This window comes from Cedecea sp. AS113 (assembly GCF_037152415.1).
In the GTDB taxonomy this organism is placed as follows: Bacteria; Pseudomonadota; Gammaproteobacteria; order Enterobacterales; family Enterobacteriaceae; genus Cedecea.
In genome coordinates this window covers 20,833-38,957 of the sequence record NZ_JBBCMI010000027.1, presented here as the reverse complement: position 1 = coordinate 38,957, position 18,125 = coordinate 20,833, and the positions used below count along the sequence as shown (strand labels likewise).

Below are 18,125 nucleotides of genomic sequence, written 5' to 3'. Positions count from 1 at the left end.
CGGCGCAGAAACACAACATGCGCCCCTCAGTCAGCTGCATTTTCTTCTATATGTTGTGTTACCCCCCTGCCGCGTGACCGCCCACTCACTACCAGAAATCGCCGTTGCGGGGCCCGATCTGCCGTGCCACACTTCCGGAAAGTCTTCTATAGGAAGAAAGTCGGATCAGGGGAAAACAGGCATCCGGTAATTTACTGGCGGTGTTATATGGCTGCTTATTATCAGGTGAGTGATTTTTACGGCACGGAAATACAAGGGCGATCAGCATCCCGGAAATGATGGGGAGTTGATTTCTGGGCGCGTTTTTTTCATGGGATTGTTTTTGATGGTCGGTAAGCAAAGAGTTGATATGACCCAAATGTACAGAGCGCTGACGGAACTTGGGCACAGACGTATCTGGTTGCGAATAATCAACTCAGGTGTTCTGTTCATGGTTACTTTTGATAGCAGACCTCTTGCTCGTTTAGATCGCGGCTTAGGTTCATGGGGTTTACTGAAATATGCTGACCTGGTAGATGACTACCCTGTTGGGCGTGTTCCTGCGGGAGGCGAATTAACAGAACTGCATGAAAAGGATGATGGTGAGCTACTTTTCAATTTGACGATACGTGAAGATGATGTTGATAGACTGCGTTCATACCTGGCGACGCTTGATGGTTGATATTGTCAGCCGCATACCATAAATACCTGCTGGCGGGATTTCTCAATAACCAGGGAACCAACTTGGCTGATTGATTTCCTGGCATAGAAAGCGTGAATACTGTGACAGAAAGTATCACTTTAAATTTTAGTATTGAGGCATATTTTATTTGCAGAAAGCCGGAGAAGGATGATGTCTGGAGAGTTAACTGACTGGGGGCCACTGATGCCTTCACTTATTGGCGGCGGAATGGCCATCGCCGGTGGTCTGATGACTCAGTGGGTCATTGCCCGAAAAGAACACCGAAAGCATGAGCGAGAGCAAGCTTCGGCCCGCGCCTATATTGGTGCGGAGTTAATCACTGCTCTGGAAGAGCTGGCGCATAGGTGCACTAAGGCTGCCGATGAGGCTCAAGGGGCATGTGAAACACTTGAAGGAGCTGGGCCCGGGCATGGTGACCATCCATATTGTATGGTTTATCCCTTCGAGCTAAATATGATCCGAGGAGACTGGTCCGTACTTCCCGGCCAGTTGACCCTTCAAATCAGACAACTTTCACGGAAAGTAACTGAAAATGAACAGCTTCGCCTTACACACAGAGCTCTTGGATTCAAGAAGCTGGCGATTGAAGCTGAAGGATATATCACTCTCATCAGAACATGCTGCGATCTGTTACCTTCGGTACCGTACCCGCATGATAGCAGGCTAAAACAGACCGCATGGAACATTCTGATGCAACTGCGTTTTAGCAGATTTATGCCGACACCACAGGATCTTATCCAGACCATAATTTTGGTACTTCTTTGTTTCGGAGCTATACAATGGTGGGCCTCACCGAATATCAAAAGTGATCTTGAGAAGGGACATATATGGTCTGCTTGTGATGTCTCACGAATGGAGGCTGTTGATATGTTTAACCGTCAGCAACTTGTACTGATGTGTGATGGAAGCCCTGAAGTCGTTCTTTACAAGGAATATAAACATGCTGTCGAAAAATGGAGCAATTTTCAGAACTCCATTCGCCCGTCAGCATTGTCTGCACCACAAAAATCTACAGGTCCTGCCCAATGATTGAACCCAGCACGCACCGTTCGGGCATACCGATAATCTCTCGTCTGGAGTTATCCGGGCAGGTTCAGTCGTCCCTTCCCGTGACAATTGATTATCCCAGTGCACTGGGGTTACGCCAGATGGCTATTTTGCAGGATGACTTACCGAAATACCTGCTGGCGCCGGAAGTCAGTGCCCTGCTCCATTATGTGCCAGATCTTCACCGTAAGATGCTGCTGGCAACCCTCTGGAATACCGGCGCGCGCATTAACGAAGCGCTGGCACTGACAAGGGGGGATTTTTCCCTGGTGCCGCCCTACCCGTTCGTACAACTGGCCACACTCAAACAACGGACTGAAAAAGCCGCCAGAACAGCCGGCCGTGCGCCCGCCGGCAGTCAGCCTCACCGGCTGGTACCGCTTTCTGATGTTAACTATGTCAGTCAGCTGGAGATGATGGTGGCGACGCTGAAAATTCCGCTGGAGCGACGCAACAAACGAAGCGGCCGAACGGAGAAGGCGCGTATCTGGGAGATCACAGACAGGACCGTCCGCACCTGGCTCATTGAAGCGGTGGAGGCAGCGGCCGCCGATGGCGTCACGTTCTCTGTGCCGGTGACGCCCCATACGTTCCGCCACTCCTACGCGATGCACATGTTGTACGCCGGCATTCCGCTGAAGGTGCTGCAGGCGCTGATGGGCCACAAGTCGCTGAGCTCGACGGAGGTCTACACGAAGGTGTTTGCCCTCGATGTCGCCGCGCGCCACCGCGTCCAGTTCCAGATGCCGGAGGCCGACGCCGTGAACATGCTGAAAAACCTGAAGGGATAAGCCGGGCACGTCAGGGAAAATAATGACGAACTACTCTCTCCGGACCGTGGACATTTTTTCCGATAGTGCCAGAACGTCCAGGCCAGTGAGGGTTTTCAACAGTTCTTCAGCCCCGGGAATGACCGCGTAAGTACTATATGTTGTAGCGGTCGCAGCTGGCCGGGACACCAGATGTTGATTATCCACAGAAGCTGTGGGTAAAAACGGGATAACTGGACAGAATAACCTGAATGTTCAGGGTGGCGTGGGAATTAAAAGTCAGGAAGGTTACAGTGGCGGGAGAACGTCCCAAAACCCTCCGCCGGAGAGTTACCATTTACTCCTGGCCAGTGTACCAGACCAGGAGTAAAAACGTCCTTGAGCATAATCAAATAAATTGATGCTATCATAGAGAAAAAGCACGATGAAAAACTGAAATAACTAAATATCAGCGTTCAAGTGTTATTGAATAGCTAAACAGGTTGTTTTTGTAAAAAAAATATCGTTGAATTTTTTTGATGGTATGCGGATCTGGGTTGCGCTACGTGAATTCTGTAGTTTATGGAGGGGATTTACCCGAGAAAATTCACGAAAACGCGCCTGAATAACACTCCATATTTGAGATATATCTCTGGTATTCCTAGCCTTCAAGCGGTGGCAGCTGAAGCGGACGTGCGATAATCGAGAATACTAACTTTCCATTATTTTCTTCTTTCATGGAGACTTTCAGAGGCGTCAGTGTATTGATTTTCTCCATTGCTGGAAGCAAGAACGTTCGTTTCATCTCGGCGAAGTTAGCGCGTTGAGAATCAGGAAGTTCGTACCGATCTGCAAGCCAGCTAGCCGAAGTTACCCAGATACCTGTTGAACGATACTGGCATAGGCTTTCATAAAGCCGAATAACTCTTACTGAATTTATTCGCCCACAGTCAAGCAGTGTATAGGTGGTAAATTGGCTGGTTAGCCCGGTAAGGTATGGCATTACCTTCGGGTTGATCTCGATATTCCACTGCCCCCTCCCTCTTTTAAGCCCCGCCTCGGCCAGCCATGGGCGTCTTACTTCCTCATATTCGCCTTCTGATGGGAAAAAGGTTACCTGACGGTTTCCAAGTTCATCAATGCCTTTGCGAACATCTGTACTCGCTGTCGCCTGGCTAACTTTAAAGTAGCGCTGATAATCAGCAACCCGAACTGTAAAAAGACCAGGATGTTCCTGTTGATAATAGGTTTGCATCAGGCATAACCATAGAACTCGTTTGGCTTGAAGTGGAAGGTAATAAGCAGCCTCTGTCAGCTCGTTTGATTGAGATATTTTCAGAGAGCTATGCGGTTTTGTCTCTGCCAATACTGTCATTTTCAGGGGTCCATCACAGTTGTGGGAGATTTTATCTTATCCCATAGTGGCAGATCCTGTTCCGTCGTCAAGGAATTCATTAGGTCTTTCCCACAAAACTGTGAAGGCAGAATTTACTTTATCTATTTCCCATATGTACTTTAGCTATTCCCCATACCTACTTATGGTGTTACCCACCATAACCTTGTGCGTTTCCCACACGAACCAAGGCTATTTCCCACATGAGATGCTTCACAGGTCGCACTGTGTCTAGCTTTCCCGGCACCTAAAAAGTCTTAAAAAGATAAAAAAAGAAAAAAATCATTAAAAAAAAACAGTGGATAACTGGATATCTATGGGAAACACCATAAGTACAGTATCAATCTGCAGCTGTGGGAAACACCATAAGTACAGTATCAATCTGCAACTGTGGGAAACACCACAAGTACCGGGGCAATCTGCACTTTGTGGGAAATACCGCAAGTACAGCACTACTCTGCACCCCCTGGAAAACACCGAAAGTACGGCATTATTTTGTACACTATGGGAAATACAACAAGCACGGCATCAACCGGAATGCATTAGAAGCAAAAGTTCAACGCCGTAATCATGGGAAATAGCCAAAGTTTTCTTCTCAATTAATTTTGAGTGACCATGCGATATTTAAGTGCAGTTATCTTGCGCTTCCTCGCTTTGACAGACTTCGCTAGTCAAAGACTGCGGCGAGCACCGTATGTATCCGATCCCCTCTTGATTTAATCGATAATTTAGATAAAAAATAATCAACTTTGCGCTTTTTTGATTGCTTTGCAATAAAACCCAAGATTTAATAAAATAATGCAAAGTTAAAGAGAAAGGAACGCGTTATGGGTTTAATGGATACTCTGGAGCAGTGTATTTTCGCAGGTCATGAGATGACAAAAGCAATTGCGATTGCACAGTTTAATGATGACAGTCCTGAAGCACGCAAAATCACACGTCGCTGGCGAATCGGAGAGGCAGCCGATCTTGTTGGCGTCTCCTCCCAGGCAATTCGTGATGCTGAAAAAGCGGGGCGCCTACCACATCCAGATATGGAAACTCGCGGACGGGTGGAACAACGTGTTGGGTATACCATTCAACAAATTAACCATATGCGTGATGTATTCAATACTCGCCTTCGCAGGCCAGACAGCGTTTTTCCTCCTGTAATTGGCGTCGCGGCGCATAAAGGCGGGGTATACAAAACATCAGTTTCTGTTCACCTTGCACAGGACATGGCACTCAAAGGTCTCAGGGTACTTCTGGTCGAAGGCAATGATCCTCAAGGTACGGCGTCCATGTATCATGGCTGGGTGCCTGATTTGCATATCCATGCTGAAGATACATTACTGCCCTTCTATCTGGGAGAACGTGACGATGCAAGTTACGCGATAAAACCAACCTGCTGGCCTGGTCTGGATATTATTCCCTCTTGCCTTGCGCTTCATCGCATTGAAACTGAGCTCATGGCTAGTTTTGACGAGGGTAAGTTACCAACAGATCCTCATATGATGCTAAGGCTGGCTATAGAAACAGTTGCGCAGGATTATGACGTGATCGTTATTGATAGCGCCCCAAACCTTGGTATTGGAACAATAAATGTAGTGTGTGCGGCAGATGTTTTGGTTGTGCCGACCCCTGCAGAATTGTTTGATTATACTTCTGCCCTCCAGTTTTTTGACATGCTTCGTGATTTGCTGAAAAACGTTGACCTTAAAGGTTTCGAGCCTGACGTGCGTATTTTGTTGACGAAATACAGCAATAATAATGGATCTCAGTCACCGTGGATGGAAGAGCAAATCAGAGATGCCTGGGGAAGCATGGTGTTAAAAAATGTTGTCAGAGAAACAGATGAAGTAGGTAAAGGGCAGATTCGTATGCGTACTGTTTTTGAACAGGCAATTGATCAACGCTCATCGACAGGGGCGTGGCGAAATGCTCTTGCAATCTGGGAACCTGTTTGTTCTGAAATATTTGATCGTTTGATTAAGCCTCGTTGGGAGATTCGTTAATGAAACGCGCCCCCATTATTCCTAAAACTGTAAATACTACAGCACCTGAACCATCATCGAATTCAACCATACCTGCAGCGCCAGTGGTCGACTCGCTTATTGCGCGTGTCAGTGCAATGAAGAGCAATACAATAACACTCCCAGTTTGTGGACGTGATGTAAAATTCACGCTCGAAACAATTCCCGGGGAATCTGTTGCACTTAAAACCAAAGTCTGGGTGAATAACGAGCGTGATCAGGATTTACTGACTGAAGAAACTCTTGATGATTTAATCCCTTCGTTTCTGGTTTCTGGACAACAGAATCCAGGTTTTGGGCGTAAGGCATCTGATATTATAGAGATCGCTGATGGTAGCCGTCGCCGCATGACGGCCATTCTGACTTCATGCGACTATCGTGTGTTAGTTGGTGTTCTTGATGATGAGCAAATGGATGCTTTATGTAAGTTAGGTAATGATTACCGACCGACGAGCGCTTATGAACGTGGATGTCGTTATATTAGAAGGCTTAATACAGAGTTTGATGGAAAAATCTCATCTTTGGCCTATGCCGAGAACATTTCTCGTAAGATTGTGACCAGATGTATAAATACAGCAAAATTACCCAGAGATATTGTGGCTCTTTTCTCACATCCCGGAGAGTTATCAGCTCGTGCAGGTGATGTTCTGGCGAGGGTGTATATTTCCCGCGAAAAGCATGTACTCGAGCAAGCAAATCTGCTGGCGGCCCGCAAAATAGGTGGAGAGATTCTGTCCACAGAAGAAATTTTGAAGACGCTAAATTTGCAAGAAAGAAATACCAGGGCTGTTACACGGAGACAGTTCTCCCCAGGCGTTGTAGCTCATTACAAAGAAAATCAGGTGCTTTTCAAGTTGGATAAAAATAAATTACCAGCAGATATTATAGATAAGATCGAAGAGATACTTTCTAAACATGCTTCTTCAGTTCAGTAATGTTTTTTATATCATTTCTATTCTAAGTTGGGACCACGGTCCCAACACCTGAACTGGGACCACGGTCCCAACACCTGAACTGGGACCACGGTCCCAACACCTGAACTGGGACCACGGTCCCAACACCTGAACTGGGACCACGGTCCCAACTACACGAAGTGAAAAAGGGAATAAATAGTAATTATTATGTAGAGTGCTCACATTTATATGAGAAGTGTTCGTGCCTGCTTGCACCTGTTTAATGATGTAACATACTGATAAAAAACATTTCGCATGGCTATAAGAATCATCTATCTTGCCCAGTCACAGCACTGAAGTTCCTTAAATAACGTAGTAGTGCCCTATAGGTTCAGGATTTAAGGGAGTATCACTTGTTGAGTCATCTCCCTGCCACACCAGATAAGCTTCGCGAGTTCTGAACTGTGTAAACCAACCACACATAGCGACTTTCTTAAGTCTTTGTACAAGCATGGCGGGAGGCTTTGCCGTGCCTTCAAGTTAGCCCGTCAGCCTCGTTCAAAAGGGTTCGCAAGCCGCCATACTGAGCCGTTCTCACCCTGAACGTTGCATTCAGCCCGTTCAGGGCTGAGCTGTGGCTTCCGTTGACTCCCTTTTTTCCTCCGCTGTTCGCCAGGCTTTAGTGGCGGCACGGCGCAACCGGCGCCGCATTTTGCAGAGGAGTAAGGTTATGTCACGTTTTACTCATGGAGATTGTGTGCAGGTCATGTCCCGTTTTCCCGCGCGGGCGATCGATTTTATTCTCACCGATCCGCCGTACCTAGTTGGCTACAAAGACCGGACTGGCCGCACGTTTGCCGGTGATAACAGCAGCGAATGGCTCCAGCCCGCCTGCAACGAGATGTCTCGCGTCCTGAAAAACAACAGCCTGATTGTGAGTTTTTACGCTTGGAATCGCGCCGATATCTTTATCAGCGCCTGGAAAGCTGCCGGGTTTCGCATTGTTGGCCACCTTGTATTTGCCAAAGCCTATGCCTCCAAATCAACGTTCGTCGGGTACTCCCGCGAAAGCGCTTTTCTGCTGGCAAAAGGGTGCCTGCAGACGCCGGCTAATCCCGTCCCGGATGTGATCCCCTGGAAACACACCGAGAATCGCCATCACCCGACAAAAAAGCGGTCTCAAGCCTTTATCCGTTGATTGAGTCCTTTGTTCGCCTACGTCGTCACCACGCCTCACCCATTCCGCTTGCAGGTGAGCGTGTCCCATAGCTCCCTGACGGGGAATGCGCCATCCGGCGAAGAAGGTAAAGCCTGGCTGGCACTGATGGCAGAAAAATCGCGTCTTGCGGCGCTGCTGCCGGAAGGTTGGGAGGATGACTTCATTACCTTCTTTGCACTCGATGGCGACGTGCTGATGTCCCTGATGGCCTTCTGCACGGCCTGTTCGGTGGACGGGGTACAAACGCGCAATATGGGGCACACCTCCCGCAGCGACCTCGACACGCTGGAAACGGCAATCGGCTTCCATATGCGCGACTGGTGGCAACCAACAAAAGCCAATTTCTTAGATGACCTGAAGCATGCGCAAATCGTGGAGGCTCTTAACGAAGCTGGACATTCAGGGGCGACACTGGATGCCGCGAAAATGAAGCGAGGGGATGCAGCGGAACACGCTGAGTTCTGGATGAAAGAGGACCGCTGGGTTCCGGCATGGATGACGGCTCCCATCAAACCAGGCAGTGAAACGGTTGTCACGGCGGAGCCTGATGCCGAAGTGACTGAAACCCCGACTGAAACGCAAACCCCGGCGCAAGCTGCCTGATAACGGACACGCCGCCCGAAAGGGCGGCGGTAAGGAGATCCCCATGATGACGCATACCCCTGAAACCCTGAAAACCATGCTGCCGTCCGAGTTTGAAGATATCCGCGCCTCTGCCGAGGCGCACCGCCATGTGCTGACCAGCGCCGCGATGCATGTTGAGATGGACGACTCTCCCGACGAAGAATGATCGCTTATGACACGAAAGCCCCTGACGGGGCTTTCGCTTTGAAACAGGTTTACTATCCCCAAATTGGGGGTATAATATCCCCAAGTAAGGGATAGAGGCGAGCCGATGGAAGCGCTGTTTATAGAATTACCTCCGTTTGAGAGACACCGCGCGGAATATCTTAGTGATGATGAATACCGGAGTTTTCAACAGATGCTCCTGGCGCAGCCTGATTGTGGGGATGTGATCCCCCATTCCGGTGGATTAAGGAAAGTCAGGTTCGCGGACTCGCGCCGCCAGAAGGGGAAGCGGGGAGGCATACGGGTGATTTATTACTGGTATATTGAAAAGTCACAATTTCTGCTTTTCACGCTGTACGACAAGAATCAGCTCGATGACCTGACTCCGCAACAATTGAGTATTCTGCGCCAGCTCCTTGAGCAGGCCAAAATGAGGGTTAGATGATGAAAAAACGCGATATCTTTGAAGAACTCAAGGAAGGGATTCAGGCATGGGGCGACTATAACGCCGGAAAAATTACGCTGAAAACCCACCGTGTCAGCGTTGAATCGCCGGTGATCACCCCGGAGCATTTGGTTACCGTTCGTGAAAAACTGAATCTTTCTCAGGCTGTGTTCGCACAATACCTTCATGCTGGGTTGAAAACTTACCAGAACTGGGAGCAGGGACTGGCGCGGCCTAATAAACAGGCTGTCCTGTTGATCCGCATGATTGAAAAAAGCCCGCAGACGCTGAAACAACTTGCTTCCTTGTGAGTAGGGGGCAGGGAGGTTTCCTGGCCTCTTAGCCTCTGAGGCAAAGGGCCACAAATCAACGAGAAGATGGCGCCTGCGGCGCCATTATCCGTTCTGGCCACCTGCAGCTGGTTGAGCAGAGTGTGCCTCTCTCCATTTCAATCAAAACAAAGACAAAACAGCTGGCCACATTCGGCTCCCCGTCCGCTCCGGCCGGGTCGTCGAGCCCTGCTGCGGCAAGGCCGCTGCGGAGCAGCAGCCTGCCTCCGCCGAATCCCGCAAAAGCGCGGGTTTCGGGCTATCGCTAGGGTCTGATGGCTGAGGTCAAGGTCAGCATCTGGCGATGCCGTAGCTGTAAGGACGCCCCGGCGTTCCGCCGTGTCGGGTGTGCACACGACGTTGCCAGTGTGGAGGTTACGTTCTGGTAGATTCAGGCGCGGAGGGCTGGTCGTAGCACAGTCGACTCGCTTATCAAAGGGCCGCGTTGTTGCCTGCGAAGGCTCCCTTTGTTCGCTCATTGCCGGTGCTACTTTGTCCTTCGCTGAGGATGAATCGACCGAAACATGAGGGTAGGGCTAAAAACACATATCCCTTCGGACTGATGGGTTTGTTCGTAATCTTCACTCGAGCAATCCTTTCGATGTTGTCTGCACCGACAACCTGATTCAGCGTATGGAAAAGCAAGCTAATGCTGGTTGCGGCCAGCATTATGAAATCTATGACTCACGTTTGTTAGGGCTGGCGCTGGATTACATGTGTAATTTCCCCCTGAAAGACCGTCCGGTATTCATGGGCGCCGCATCCTCACGCGCGATAACTCTGACCTTAGCTGAAGAGAAAAAGGCTAAAGAAACGTGCGAAGAACTGATAGCGCTGATTCGGGCAGAAGATTGATTTGTATGCGCGGCCTGAACATTCGCATGCAGTTTGTAAAAGCAAAAGTGATGCGGGTTATTGACAGCGATAAAGCAGAACGTGAAACGGCAGACGTGCTGGTGAGTGCCTTTTCTCTGTTTTCCTGGACTGCGGTGTCACGATTCACACGCCTCCCTTCATGTTTGCCTATGAACCGGCACTACTGGCAGCCCGGGAGGATTGATTCCACTCGCATGAAACCTGAAAGGCGGAGGGAGTGACGAACACCATTCTGGTGCTGCCGAAACGAAATCATACTGGCAATCTGTTTCTCATCGAGAAACAGATTGCCATGGTGTTTCTCAATGGGAAACAGGAGGCTGATGTGATAAAAAGCTGGAAGAATAAAGGGTTGCAGAAGCTCTTTGAAAAAGGGGATGCCAGCGGTGTCCAGGATCAGGATGCCGAACGCATAAAGCTCCGGTTACTGGTTATTGATGAAGCAACGTCCACGGACGAGTTTCGTTATTATCCTGGCTTTCGTTGCCATCCCCTGAAAGGAGACAGAAAAAATCTGTATTCCATCATCGTCAGGGAAAACTGGCGCATTACATTCGAATTTACCGACGGGGATGCTTATATCCTCAACCTGGAGAACTACCACTCATGGCTATGTTTAATCCCCCGCATCCAGGCGGCCTCATCACTGAGTATCTGAAAGATAACAATGTCAGCCTGCGGATGCTGGCAAAAGAATTAGGTGTTTCTGCGGCAGCGCTCTCTAAAGTGGCCGCCGGAAAAACGTCTGTCAGCCCGGAAATGGCTGTTCGTCTTGAAGCGGGGCTGGGTATCGCTGCCAGACTCTGGTTGTCGATGCAGTCAGCCTGTGATCTGCATAAGGCGCGTGAAACGACGGATGTCTCCGGGGTGACTCTGCACCCTGGCATCCGTGAAGATGCGACTCCCTCTTTTACTGAGAAGCTCTGAGGACAATCGGCAGTGCTGCCCCGGGGGCGTGGTCGGCAAACGGCCAAATCAAACGAGATAATGGCCCCCTTCGGCTCCCTGTCCGTTCCGGCGGGTCGTCGAGCCCTACTGCGGCAAGAGTGCAGCGGAGCAGCAGCCAGCCTCCGCCGAACCCCGCAAAAGCGCGGGGTTTGGACTATTGCTAGGGTCTGATGGCTGAGGTCAAGGGTAAGGGCAGCAACTGGCCGTGAGCCAGCAGCATCGCCGCGCCGACGATGCCGCCGCTCAAGAATCTACCGAAAGATGGGAAGCTGCTGCCCCAGAGCATAAAGCAGCAAAGGTGCTGGCTTTATACGGCTCCGACGCCTGAACAGAAAAGGGATTTGTTTGCATGGGTTTTTCGTGCTGCTGGAGGTCAACCGCAGCCGTGGTTGTTCAACACCCGCGCATAAGCGGTAGAACTGTTCTTTTTCTATGACGATGGGCCGGATTATTTCTCTGTCTGGTTTTCACAGGAATATCCCGTCGCAGCCGGAATACCACTCGATGGTTATTTCTGTACCAATATTTTATTTATCAATCTGCTGTCAGAAGATAATTAATATGATCACTTTGACAAACCGTTACAGAGCACATGGTTCTATTTGTCAAAATCGACCACTCACCAATGATAAACTGGCTTGCATTGTCCCGAGCGCTTTTTCTACAGGCAAGTATGATTCCCATTCCGACCGTTACACCTATATTCCAACGATCAATATCCTTGACCGTTTGCGGGATGAAGGTTTTTAACACTTTTATGCTAGTCAGTCAAATACGTGGGGTATTGATAAAAATGACTATACCAAGCACTTGTTACGTCTACGCCTTCATGACTAGCTTAATGGAAATGAAGTGACTGAAATAATCCTGCTTAACAGTCATGATAGTTCCAGCAATTACAAAATGATCCCAGGCATGTACTGCCAGATTTGTTCTAATGGCCTTGTCAGCTGGAAGGGTTTTTAAGAAATAGAATTTCCACATGAAGAGGATATTGTCGGGTAGGTCATCGAAGGTGCCTATTAGGTTATGAAAACCTTCGATCCCGTTATCAATAATATATATGATGAAAAGCATCGAGCTAACCGGGCCTAAGCAGCGAATTTAGGTGAACTTGCGCTGGAATATAAATATGAGGGGAGGCTTGCGCCAGTGACTGCCAAACATATACTTCCCCCCGTAGAGGGGAAGATAAAAAATACGATTTATGTACGACGTTTAATCGTGCGCAGGAAAATGTCATTAAAGGTGGGGGGCAGGGAAGAGCGGCGAAAGGGAGGCAAACACGGACAAGAGATGTTACTGGGTTCTGGTTGTAGTCCATGATTTTTTCAACTGGTTTTTCTTCATGCGCTGCGTTTACTGATTGTGCGTAAAGCATATCGTGAGCGACGAGAACTTTAGAAATATTTTTAATGTCGTTAGCATATGCGCGATGTTGTTTTATCAGCTTTGGGCTGGGGCCAGTATTGTACATTCCAACGCTGCCTTAGTTTCTTTCATATTGCTTAGAGTTGTGTGCTTCGATCCATGCGTCTGTGTAAATTCATATGCAGGGATCGGCTAGCAACATTTTCCTGTTGATATTTAAAATATTTAATTCTCTTGTATTGAGAGTTGTTGATCTGCATGTTGCAAATATCATCAGTTTTACTTGTGTTTCTGTCATTGATGGCACTGTTTCTAATTCTCTACTCTTTTATTGAGTGAGCCATCAATAATCGTGGGTAAATTCAACACATTTCAAGTGCTGCCAGGGACTGGCATATCACCGAAAAGCCAGCCATAGCTAACCAATTCATTTTGAGAAGTCCAGTAAAAGTGCATATAATACGATGTTAGCAATCGTGAAAAAAATACGCACTCAGTCAACCTATGCAATTTAATTCGTTACAGACGCGCACAGGCGCTCTGTATGACCATCTTTGAGGCCTTCCAGATATAAAAAATACTAAAACAACCCCTTACTCAGCAAGCAGCTCTTTCTTTCAAACTAACAACACACCCAACGCAAGAATTTATCTTGCTGTTTTTGTGTTTAAAAACAGTTGTATATGTGATTTTTGAGGGTGCGTTTATGATGTATGTCGTGAAAAGGTGTGTTGATTGACACACGTTACAGTGCCTAATTAGATGACATAGAGGTGCCTAATTGTGTGTTAATCCAGCACCATAAACGGCACTGTCGCGTGTTACAATTGTGGTTACTCATATTTATTAATTACTTAATCGTGGATTGATGAAGGTTGGTGCCTGATTGTCACACATAAAAATGATGGATAGTGCTGGATTGACACACATTAAACTGGCTAAATTCCAACAGATTTGAGTGGCTTTGTACGCTATCCATACGTTTTTGTGCTCAATGTTTGTGCATAGTGCTGAATTGACACACATTTGAAAGTATAGGAATAATAAAAATAGGTAGTCTAAGTACTTTTTAAATCTTGATTTATGAGCGTTTGTGAGTTTTGGTTTGAAAAATTTAAGTCAAGATAAGGATTTAATGGACAGTTAAGGAAAATTTTATGGGCTGATGAAATTTTCACTTTAAAGAGAAGATTGAAAGGAAAAAATTATATTATGTCCAGATTGAATATCAGAAAGAGGCAACTCACGGAGTGGTTAAATTTTATTCTGTTGTAGGAGGGTTGGTTGACTTTGGATTCATTGTTAAAGAATATCAGAGTGAGACAAAGAAATTCTATCCGACTGGATTTAATCGAGACTTAATCAGAAGGTTGCAGGAACCCGAGAAGTCACTACCATCATGATAGCAATGCTATCTGATATTTATCTTCAGTTAAGAGAGGAAAGAGGAGAGGGGAGAATTCTGAAGATAAACTGGCAGACATTCTCAATCAAAATGTCATCCTCTATGATGACTGCTGAAGACGAAGTTGAAAATAAACGCGCACTTATGGAAAAAAAGAAATAATATTGTCTTCAGTCTTAGCTGCTATTAAATGAAATGATCGGCTTAGCCACTTCAACTGAATAGCAGGCTGCTCATCAGAACGATGAATTTATATGATGGCCTGCCCAATCCAGTTCGGAATTGTCCTCAATAAGTCAGATAATGTTTTGTCAGCGAAAACGTATTGTCTTAACATGTCTAGGTCTTGTTGTAACGCAACGCCTAATCTCTACGGTTGCTCTTTAAAAACTATAGATATAACCGGAAGCGAATGTGTAAGTGAGGTAGATTGAAGATCTTATTAAATAATACATAATGTGGGTCTTCAGGTTAACGTGCAGCTTGCTTAGCCCATTATTAAACCTATAGCTTTCGTTTGAAAAAAAACTATACATTAACAGAAAATGCAGGGCGATTTATGACAGGCAAATGAGGATTGTATTTTATTTTCTAAAAGATATTCGTGACCTGAATGCGTAATGTCATAACAAGGAATTTGGTGTGTGTTGTAGTTGAGTGGTAGTGTCAGCATGCTTTTCAAAATCAACGACTGCTTCTTTTATAAAGAATCTCGTTGGCAGAAAACATCATCAGGCTGTACTTCTCTGCTGTATATCCGGCAGGGAAGTACTTATGCTTTGTTATTTTTCTATTTTCTGTTTCGTTCAGCAAAGGGTTTTCGGCTACTCCAATCTTTTCATAGATAAATTCATCAAAAAGAATTGCCAGTTCCCGCAGCCGATGGATCTCCCCTGTAAATCTTGATGATATTTTTTTCTGGGCGGAAAGCGTAATGAGGCAACCAGTCGGTTAATCAGTCCATCATTAGTGATATACCTCCTGACCCGGGCGGAGACTAGCAGCTCCATCAACAGGTATTCTGGCAAATATAACTTGTGATAAGTAGGTGCAGCTTATCTCTATGCAGGTGCCATCACCTAATGCCGGTTGCGGCGGGCTATGCGTTTGACCTTTCGCTGCAGACGATCTGTCTGAGCTGAAGCATGCAAAAGATTTTCTTCAAAAATTGGCCTCCGATATCAACTCCGCCAACATGAGTTTGTGTCAGGCAGTGTAGGGCATTATTGGTGTTTTATGGCCTGTCTCTCAGGTTTCAAACCAGAAAATCTGCCAGGATATTGCCGGCGACAGCAACATTTTTTCTGACTGGGCCTCAGCCCTTCAGGGATGTACCGTGGGATGTCAAGGTGACAACGTCACGAAAAGGGCGGGAGATGATAAGAAAGGTCATGTGTTGAAGAACAAGAATCTTATCTGGAATGCACTCGGGCCTAACCATTCGGTTGACGGCATTGCACCTGCCTTTTTGTCTCTCAGCGCTGCTGCTGCAGAGGCGAATGATTTTACCCCTGCCCAGCAGGCCCGTATCGGGGAGATAGCCGCAGATTACCTGGTGGCATAACCGGATGTACTTATTGAGGTGAGTAAAAAACTGCAGGCCCGGCAAAACGAGATGCGCCAGCAGGCTTATGTGGGGTCAGTTTGGATATCTAAAATTATTTTACGTTAAGGTGATTTTTTATACACCTGGTCTGCGATAAGGGGACTTGACCACGTTGACAGGCAGCTATGAGCGAAGAGCCTTCAAATTCAGTTGGAATTAACATTCATTGCTGATTAGTTGCCTTTGTCTCCTTCCCTAAGAGATTCTGAATAATTCTGGTGCAGCATTGCCACCAGAGGCATCAGATGATTTTCCGTCAGCGGTGCCAGTAGCAGAGATTCAGAACCATCAGTGGGATACCAGATAACTTCTTCGATCTCCGCCGCTGGCTGAATATCGCTCGCAGTAAGGACGCTGTGATAAATCTCAGCAATAACGACACGTCCTGGCTCGTTTATCGCATTATCTGTGAAACGCCCAACGTAGCTAAGGTCCTGACCAGTCAGGTTTAGATTCAGCTCTTCTTGCAGCTCTCTCATCAGGGCTACGACGGGGGTTTTCATCTGGTTCCATTTTACCGCCCGGCTGAATAAAGTGCGTCGTGCCACGTTTTCTGACCAACAGACAGCGCCCGTATTCGTCAGTAATAATGGCTGAGGCAATGCAGATATTTTGACTGGTGCTCATGGTTCCCTCTTTACGATAACTGGGTTAATAAAATCACGCGGCGTTGAATCCAAAATGGAGTGAAAAGCAGCTGTGAATGAAGCTGGGCATGAGAAGCCAAGCTGATAAGCGACCTGTTTAACTGGCATTCCGTTCGCGAGAAGATCTAATGACGTAGAAATTCTGGCTCTCTGCTTCCAGGCTCTGTAAGTGAAGCCGGTATCCTTAATAAACAATCGCGAAAATGTACGTTCAGACATGGCCGCGATTACAGCCAAATCGCATCAACGATGCATCCCAGCGTTGATTAATCAGCAACTCTCTGGTCGCACAAAATAATCTCTCATCATGCGGCATTGGAAGCTCTGTAGTTAAAGGTGGAGCCTCGCTCAGGATTTCAAGAAGCAACAGAGCCATTTTTCGTTGACTCGCTTTGTGGTAATTCTCACTGAACAGCCCGGCTATCAACTTTTTCACCAGTGCCGTAGCAGTAATCACATGCACCTGATTACTCTTCGTAAAGTTCGTGCATTCAGCGATGAGGCTGCTACTGAAATAGACTGCCCGTAGGTCTGTTTGTGAAAGCAGGTTGTAGCTATGGATGTGAAGAGGCGGTAGCCATAATGCACGCTGAGGAGGGATGACCCATCGATCACTCTCTGTTTCAACCAGCATAACCCCCCTGGAGGCAAACAGTAACTGCCCCTCAACATGATGATGCGGAGGATCTGCCTCTCCGCGTTGATAACTTATCGCTGTGCTTGACCAGCCTGTTGTTTCATCGTGTCTTGGCGCTTTATCTATACTACCTGGCATTTCAGATTTAGCCCTTGCGATTATGATATCGAAGTTAGAACCACCCGCAGTATAGCCTTAATGGGTAGGTGAGTGATTTATCATTCAAATTATAATAGGTATTACAGGAGCATACTCTAATGCGAGTCCACTTTATCGTACATGAAAGTTTCGAAGCCCCGGGGGCTTATGAAACATGGGCAAGAAATCAAGGCCATGATGTGACGTACTCACTCGTATACGCAGGCGATGAGCTGCCAGCAGACGCGGAAGGCATCGATTTTCTGATCGTTATGGGCGGTCCGCAAGATCCGGGCACTACCCTGGAAGAATGCCCGCACTTTGATTCCAGAGGTGAACAGGCGTTGATTGCTTCTGCAATTCAGACTGATAAGGCCGTGATCGGTATCTGCCTCGGCTCACAGCTAATAGGTGAAGCGCTGGGCGCGCCATTCGCGCACAGCCCCGAAAAAGAAATTGGCAAATTTCTGATCACACTGACGGAAGATGGCTGCAAAGATGAGATGTTCTCCCACTTTGGCAGTACACTGGAAGTCGGACACTGGCATAACGACATGCCGGGCTTGACACCAGAAGCAAAAATCATTGCTTACAGCGTAGGTTGTCCACGACAGATCGTTGCGTATTCAGATCGTGTATTTGGTTTCCAGTGCCATATGGAACTGACGCTGGAAGTAGTTGAACTGCTGATTGCGCATTCTGAAAAAGACCTGAGCCGCGCCGCAGAATACCGTTTCGTTAACACTCCTGAAGCACTCCGGGCGCACGATTACAGCGAAATGAATCAGGTGTTGTTTGGCTTCCTGGATAAGCTGGAAGCTCGTTACAAAGCAACTCAAGAATAACGTCATGCCCGGTGATGCTGACTACCGGATATTGGTTTAAAGTCCGCTCCTGGCACGCAGCGGACTTTACTTACATAGATGATGCGTCAGGCTG

General features: G+C 47.4%; 17 protein-coding genes and 5 pseudogenes. 19 read left to right on the top strand and 3 right to left on the bottom strand.

Annotation, left to right across the window (positions count from 1 at the left end):
• Positions 1-229 precede the first annotated feature (229 nt).
• The 3 genes from WFN87_RS22265 to WFN87_RS22255 all read left to right on the top strand — a co-directional run bounded on the left by WFN87_RS22265 (position 230) and on the right by WFN87_RS22255 (position 2,520).
• A complete protein-coding gene (locus WFN87_RS22265; protein WP_336983759.1) occupies positions 230-661 on the top strand; it encodes a hypothetical protein in 432 nt (143 codons plus the stop codon).
• A 168-nt stretch (positions 662-829) separates the two neighbouring features.
• On the top strand, positions 830-1,711 hold the full coding sequence (locus WFN87_RS22260; protein ID WP_336983758.1) for a hypothetical protein: 882 nt from the start codon (positions 830-832) through the stop codon (positions 1,709-1,711).
• Between the two features lie 119 nt (positions 1,712-1,830).
• On the top strand, positions 1,831-2,520 hold the full coding sequence (locus WFN87_RS22255) for a site-specific integrase (RefSeq protein WP_336983771.1): 690 nt from the start codon (positions 1,831-1,833) through the stop codon (positions 2,518-2,520).
• 619 nt (positions 2,521-3,139) lie between these two features.
• Here WFN87_RS22255 and WFN87_RS22250 read toward each other — a convergent pair.
• Positions 3,140-3,853: a replication initiation protein gene (locus tag WFN87_RS22250; protein WP_336983757.1), complete on the bottom strand. Its 714-nt coding sequence runs from the start codon at positions 3,851-3,853 to the stop codon at positions 3,140-3,142.
• A gap of 845 nt (positions 3,854-4,698) precedes the next feature.
• Between WFN87_RS22250 and sopA the strand changes: the two genes are divergently transcribed.
• The 15 genes and pseudogenes from sopA to WFN87_RS24210 all read left to right on the top strand — a co-directional run bounded on the left by sopA (position 4,699) and on the right by WFN87_RS24210 (position 15,722).
• Complete coding sequence (gene sopA / locus WFN87_RS22245; protein ID WP_336983756.1) at positions 4,699-5,865, top strand: plasmid-partitioning protein SopA; 1,167 nt, start codon at positions 4,699-4,701, stop codon at positions 5,863-5,865.
• Positions 5,865-6,818, top strand: a complete 954-nt coding sequence (locus WFN87_RS22240) for a ParB/RepB/Spo0J family plasmid partition protein (protein WP_336983755.1) — start codon at positions 5,865-5,867, stop codon at positions 6,816-6,818. Before sopA ends, WFN87_RS22240 begins: the two co-directional genes overlap by 1 nt.
• Positions 6,819-7,506: 688 nt before the next feature.
• A pseudogene (locus tag WFN87_RS22235) lies at positions 7,507-7,982 on the top strand (DNA methyltransferase); the annotation flags it as partial.
• 1 nt (position 7,983) lies between these two features.
• Positions 7,984-8,598, top strand: a pseudogene (locus tag WFN87_RS22230) (ParB/RepB/Spo0J family partition protein); the annotation flags it as partial.
• Between the two features lie 43 nt (positions 8,599-8,641).
• Entirely contained in the window at positions 8,642-8,785 is a 144-nt protein-coding gene (locus WFN87_RS22225) for a hypothetical protein (RefSeq protein ID WP_336983754.1), read from the top strand.
• A gap of 105 nt (positions 8,786-8,890) precedes the next feature.
• Positions 8,891-9,229, top strand: coding sequence for a toxin (locus tag WFN87_RS22220; RefSeq protein WP_336983753.1), 339 nt, complete (start codon positions 8,891-8,893; stop codon positions 9,227-9,229).
• A complete protein-coding gene (locus WFN87_RS22215) occupies positions 9,229-9,540 on the top strand; it encodes a helix-turn-helix domain-containing protein (RefSeq protein ID WP_336983770.1) in 312 nt (103 codons plus the stop codon). The genes WFN87_RS22220 and WFN87_RS22215 overlap by 1 nt, the downstream gene beginning before the upstream one ends.
• A 564-nt stretch (positions 9,541-10,104) precedes the next feature.
• The gene (locus WFN87_RS22210) at positions 10,105-10,413 is read left to right on the top strand and encodes a hypothetical protein (RefSeq protein ID WP_336983769.1); all 309 of its coding nucleotides are present in this window, start codon (positions 10,105-10,107) and stop codon (positions 10,411-10,413) included.
• Positions 10,414-10,759: 346 nt separating this feature from the next.
• Entirely contained in the window at positions 10,760-11,092 is a 333-nt protein-coding gene (locus WFN87_RS22205; RefSeq protein WP_336983768.1) for a type II toxin-antitoxin system RelE/ParE family toxin, read from the top strand.
• Positions 11,041-11,361, top strand: coding sequence for a HigA family addiction module antitoxin (locus WFN87_RS22200; protein ID WP_336983752.1), 321 nt, complete (start codon positions 11,041-11,043; stop codon positions 11,359-11,361). The genes WFN87_RS22205 and WFN87_RS22200 overlap by 52 nt, the downstream gene beginning before the upstream one ends.
• Positions 11,362-11,587: 226 nt before the next feature.
• Positions 11,588-11,710 (top strand): hypothetical protein, encoded by a 123-nt coding sequence (locus tag WFN87_RS22195; protein WP_336983751.1) that lies wholly within the window; start codon positions 11,588-11,590, stop codon positions 11,708-11,710.
• Positions 11,711-12,234: 524 nt separating this feature from the next.
• A complete protein-coding gene (locus WFN87_RS22190) occupies positions 12,235-12,348 on the top strand; it encodes a DUF932 domain-containing protein (protein ID WP_336983750.1) in 114 nt (37 codons plus the stop codon).
• Positions 12,349-14,152: 1,804 nt separating this feature from the next.
• Positions 14,153-14,320, top strand: a complete 168-nt coding sequence (locus WFN87_RS22185) for a hypothetical protein (RefSeq protein ID WP_336983749.1) — start codon at positions 14,153-14,155, stop codon at positions 14,318-14,320.
• Positions 14,321-15,380: 1,060 nt separating this feature from the next.
• Positions 15,381-15,542: pseudogene (locus tag WFN87_RS24215) on the top strand (conjugal transfer protein TraH); the annotation flags it as partial.
• A gap of 12 nt (positions 15,543-15,554) precedes the next feature.
• A complete protein-coding gene (locus WFN87_RS24210; protein WP_442892789.1) occupies positions 15,555-15,722 on the top strand; it encodes a hypothetical protein in 168 nt (55 codons plus the stop codon).
• Between the two features lie 215 nt (positions 15,723-15,937).
• Here the strand turns inward: WFN87_RS24210 and WFN87_RS22175 are convergent.
• A pseudogene (locus WFN87_RS22175) lies at positions 15,938-16,391 on the bottom strand (NUDIX hydrolase).
• A pseudogene (locus WFN87_RS22170) lies at positions 16,388-17,186 on the bottom strand (AraC family transcriptional regulator). The pseudogenes WFN87_RS22175 and WFN87_RS22170 overlap by 4 nt, the downstream one beginning before the upstream one ends.
• Before the next feature lie 119 nt (positions 17,187-17,305).
• On the opposite strand from WFN87_RS22170, the gene WFN87_RS22165 reads away from it, so the two are divergent.
• Entirely contained in the window at positions 17,306-18,031 is a 726-nt protein-coding gene (locus WFN87_RS22165; RefSeq protein ID WP_336983748.1) for a type 1 glutamine amidotransferase, read from the top strand.
• Positions 18,032-18,125 lie beyond the last annotated feature (94 nt).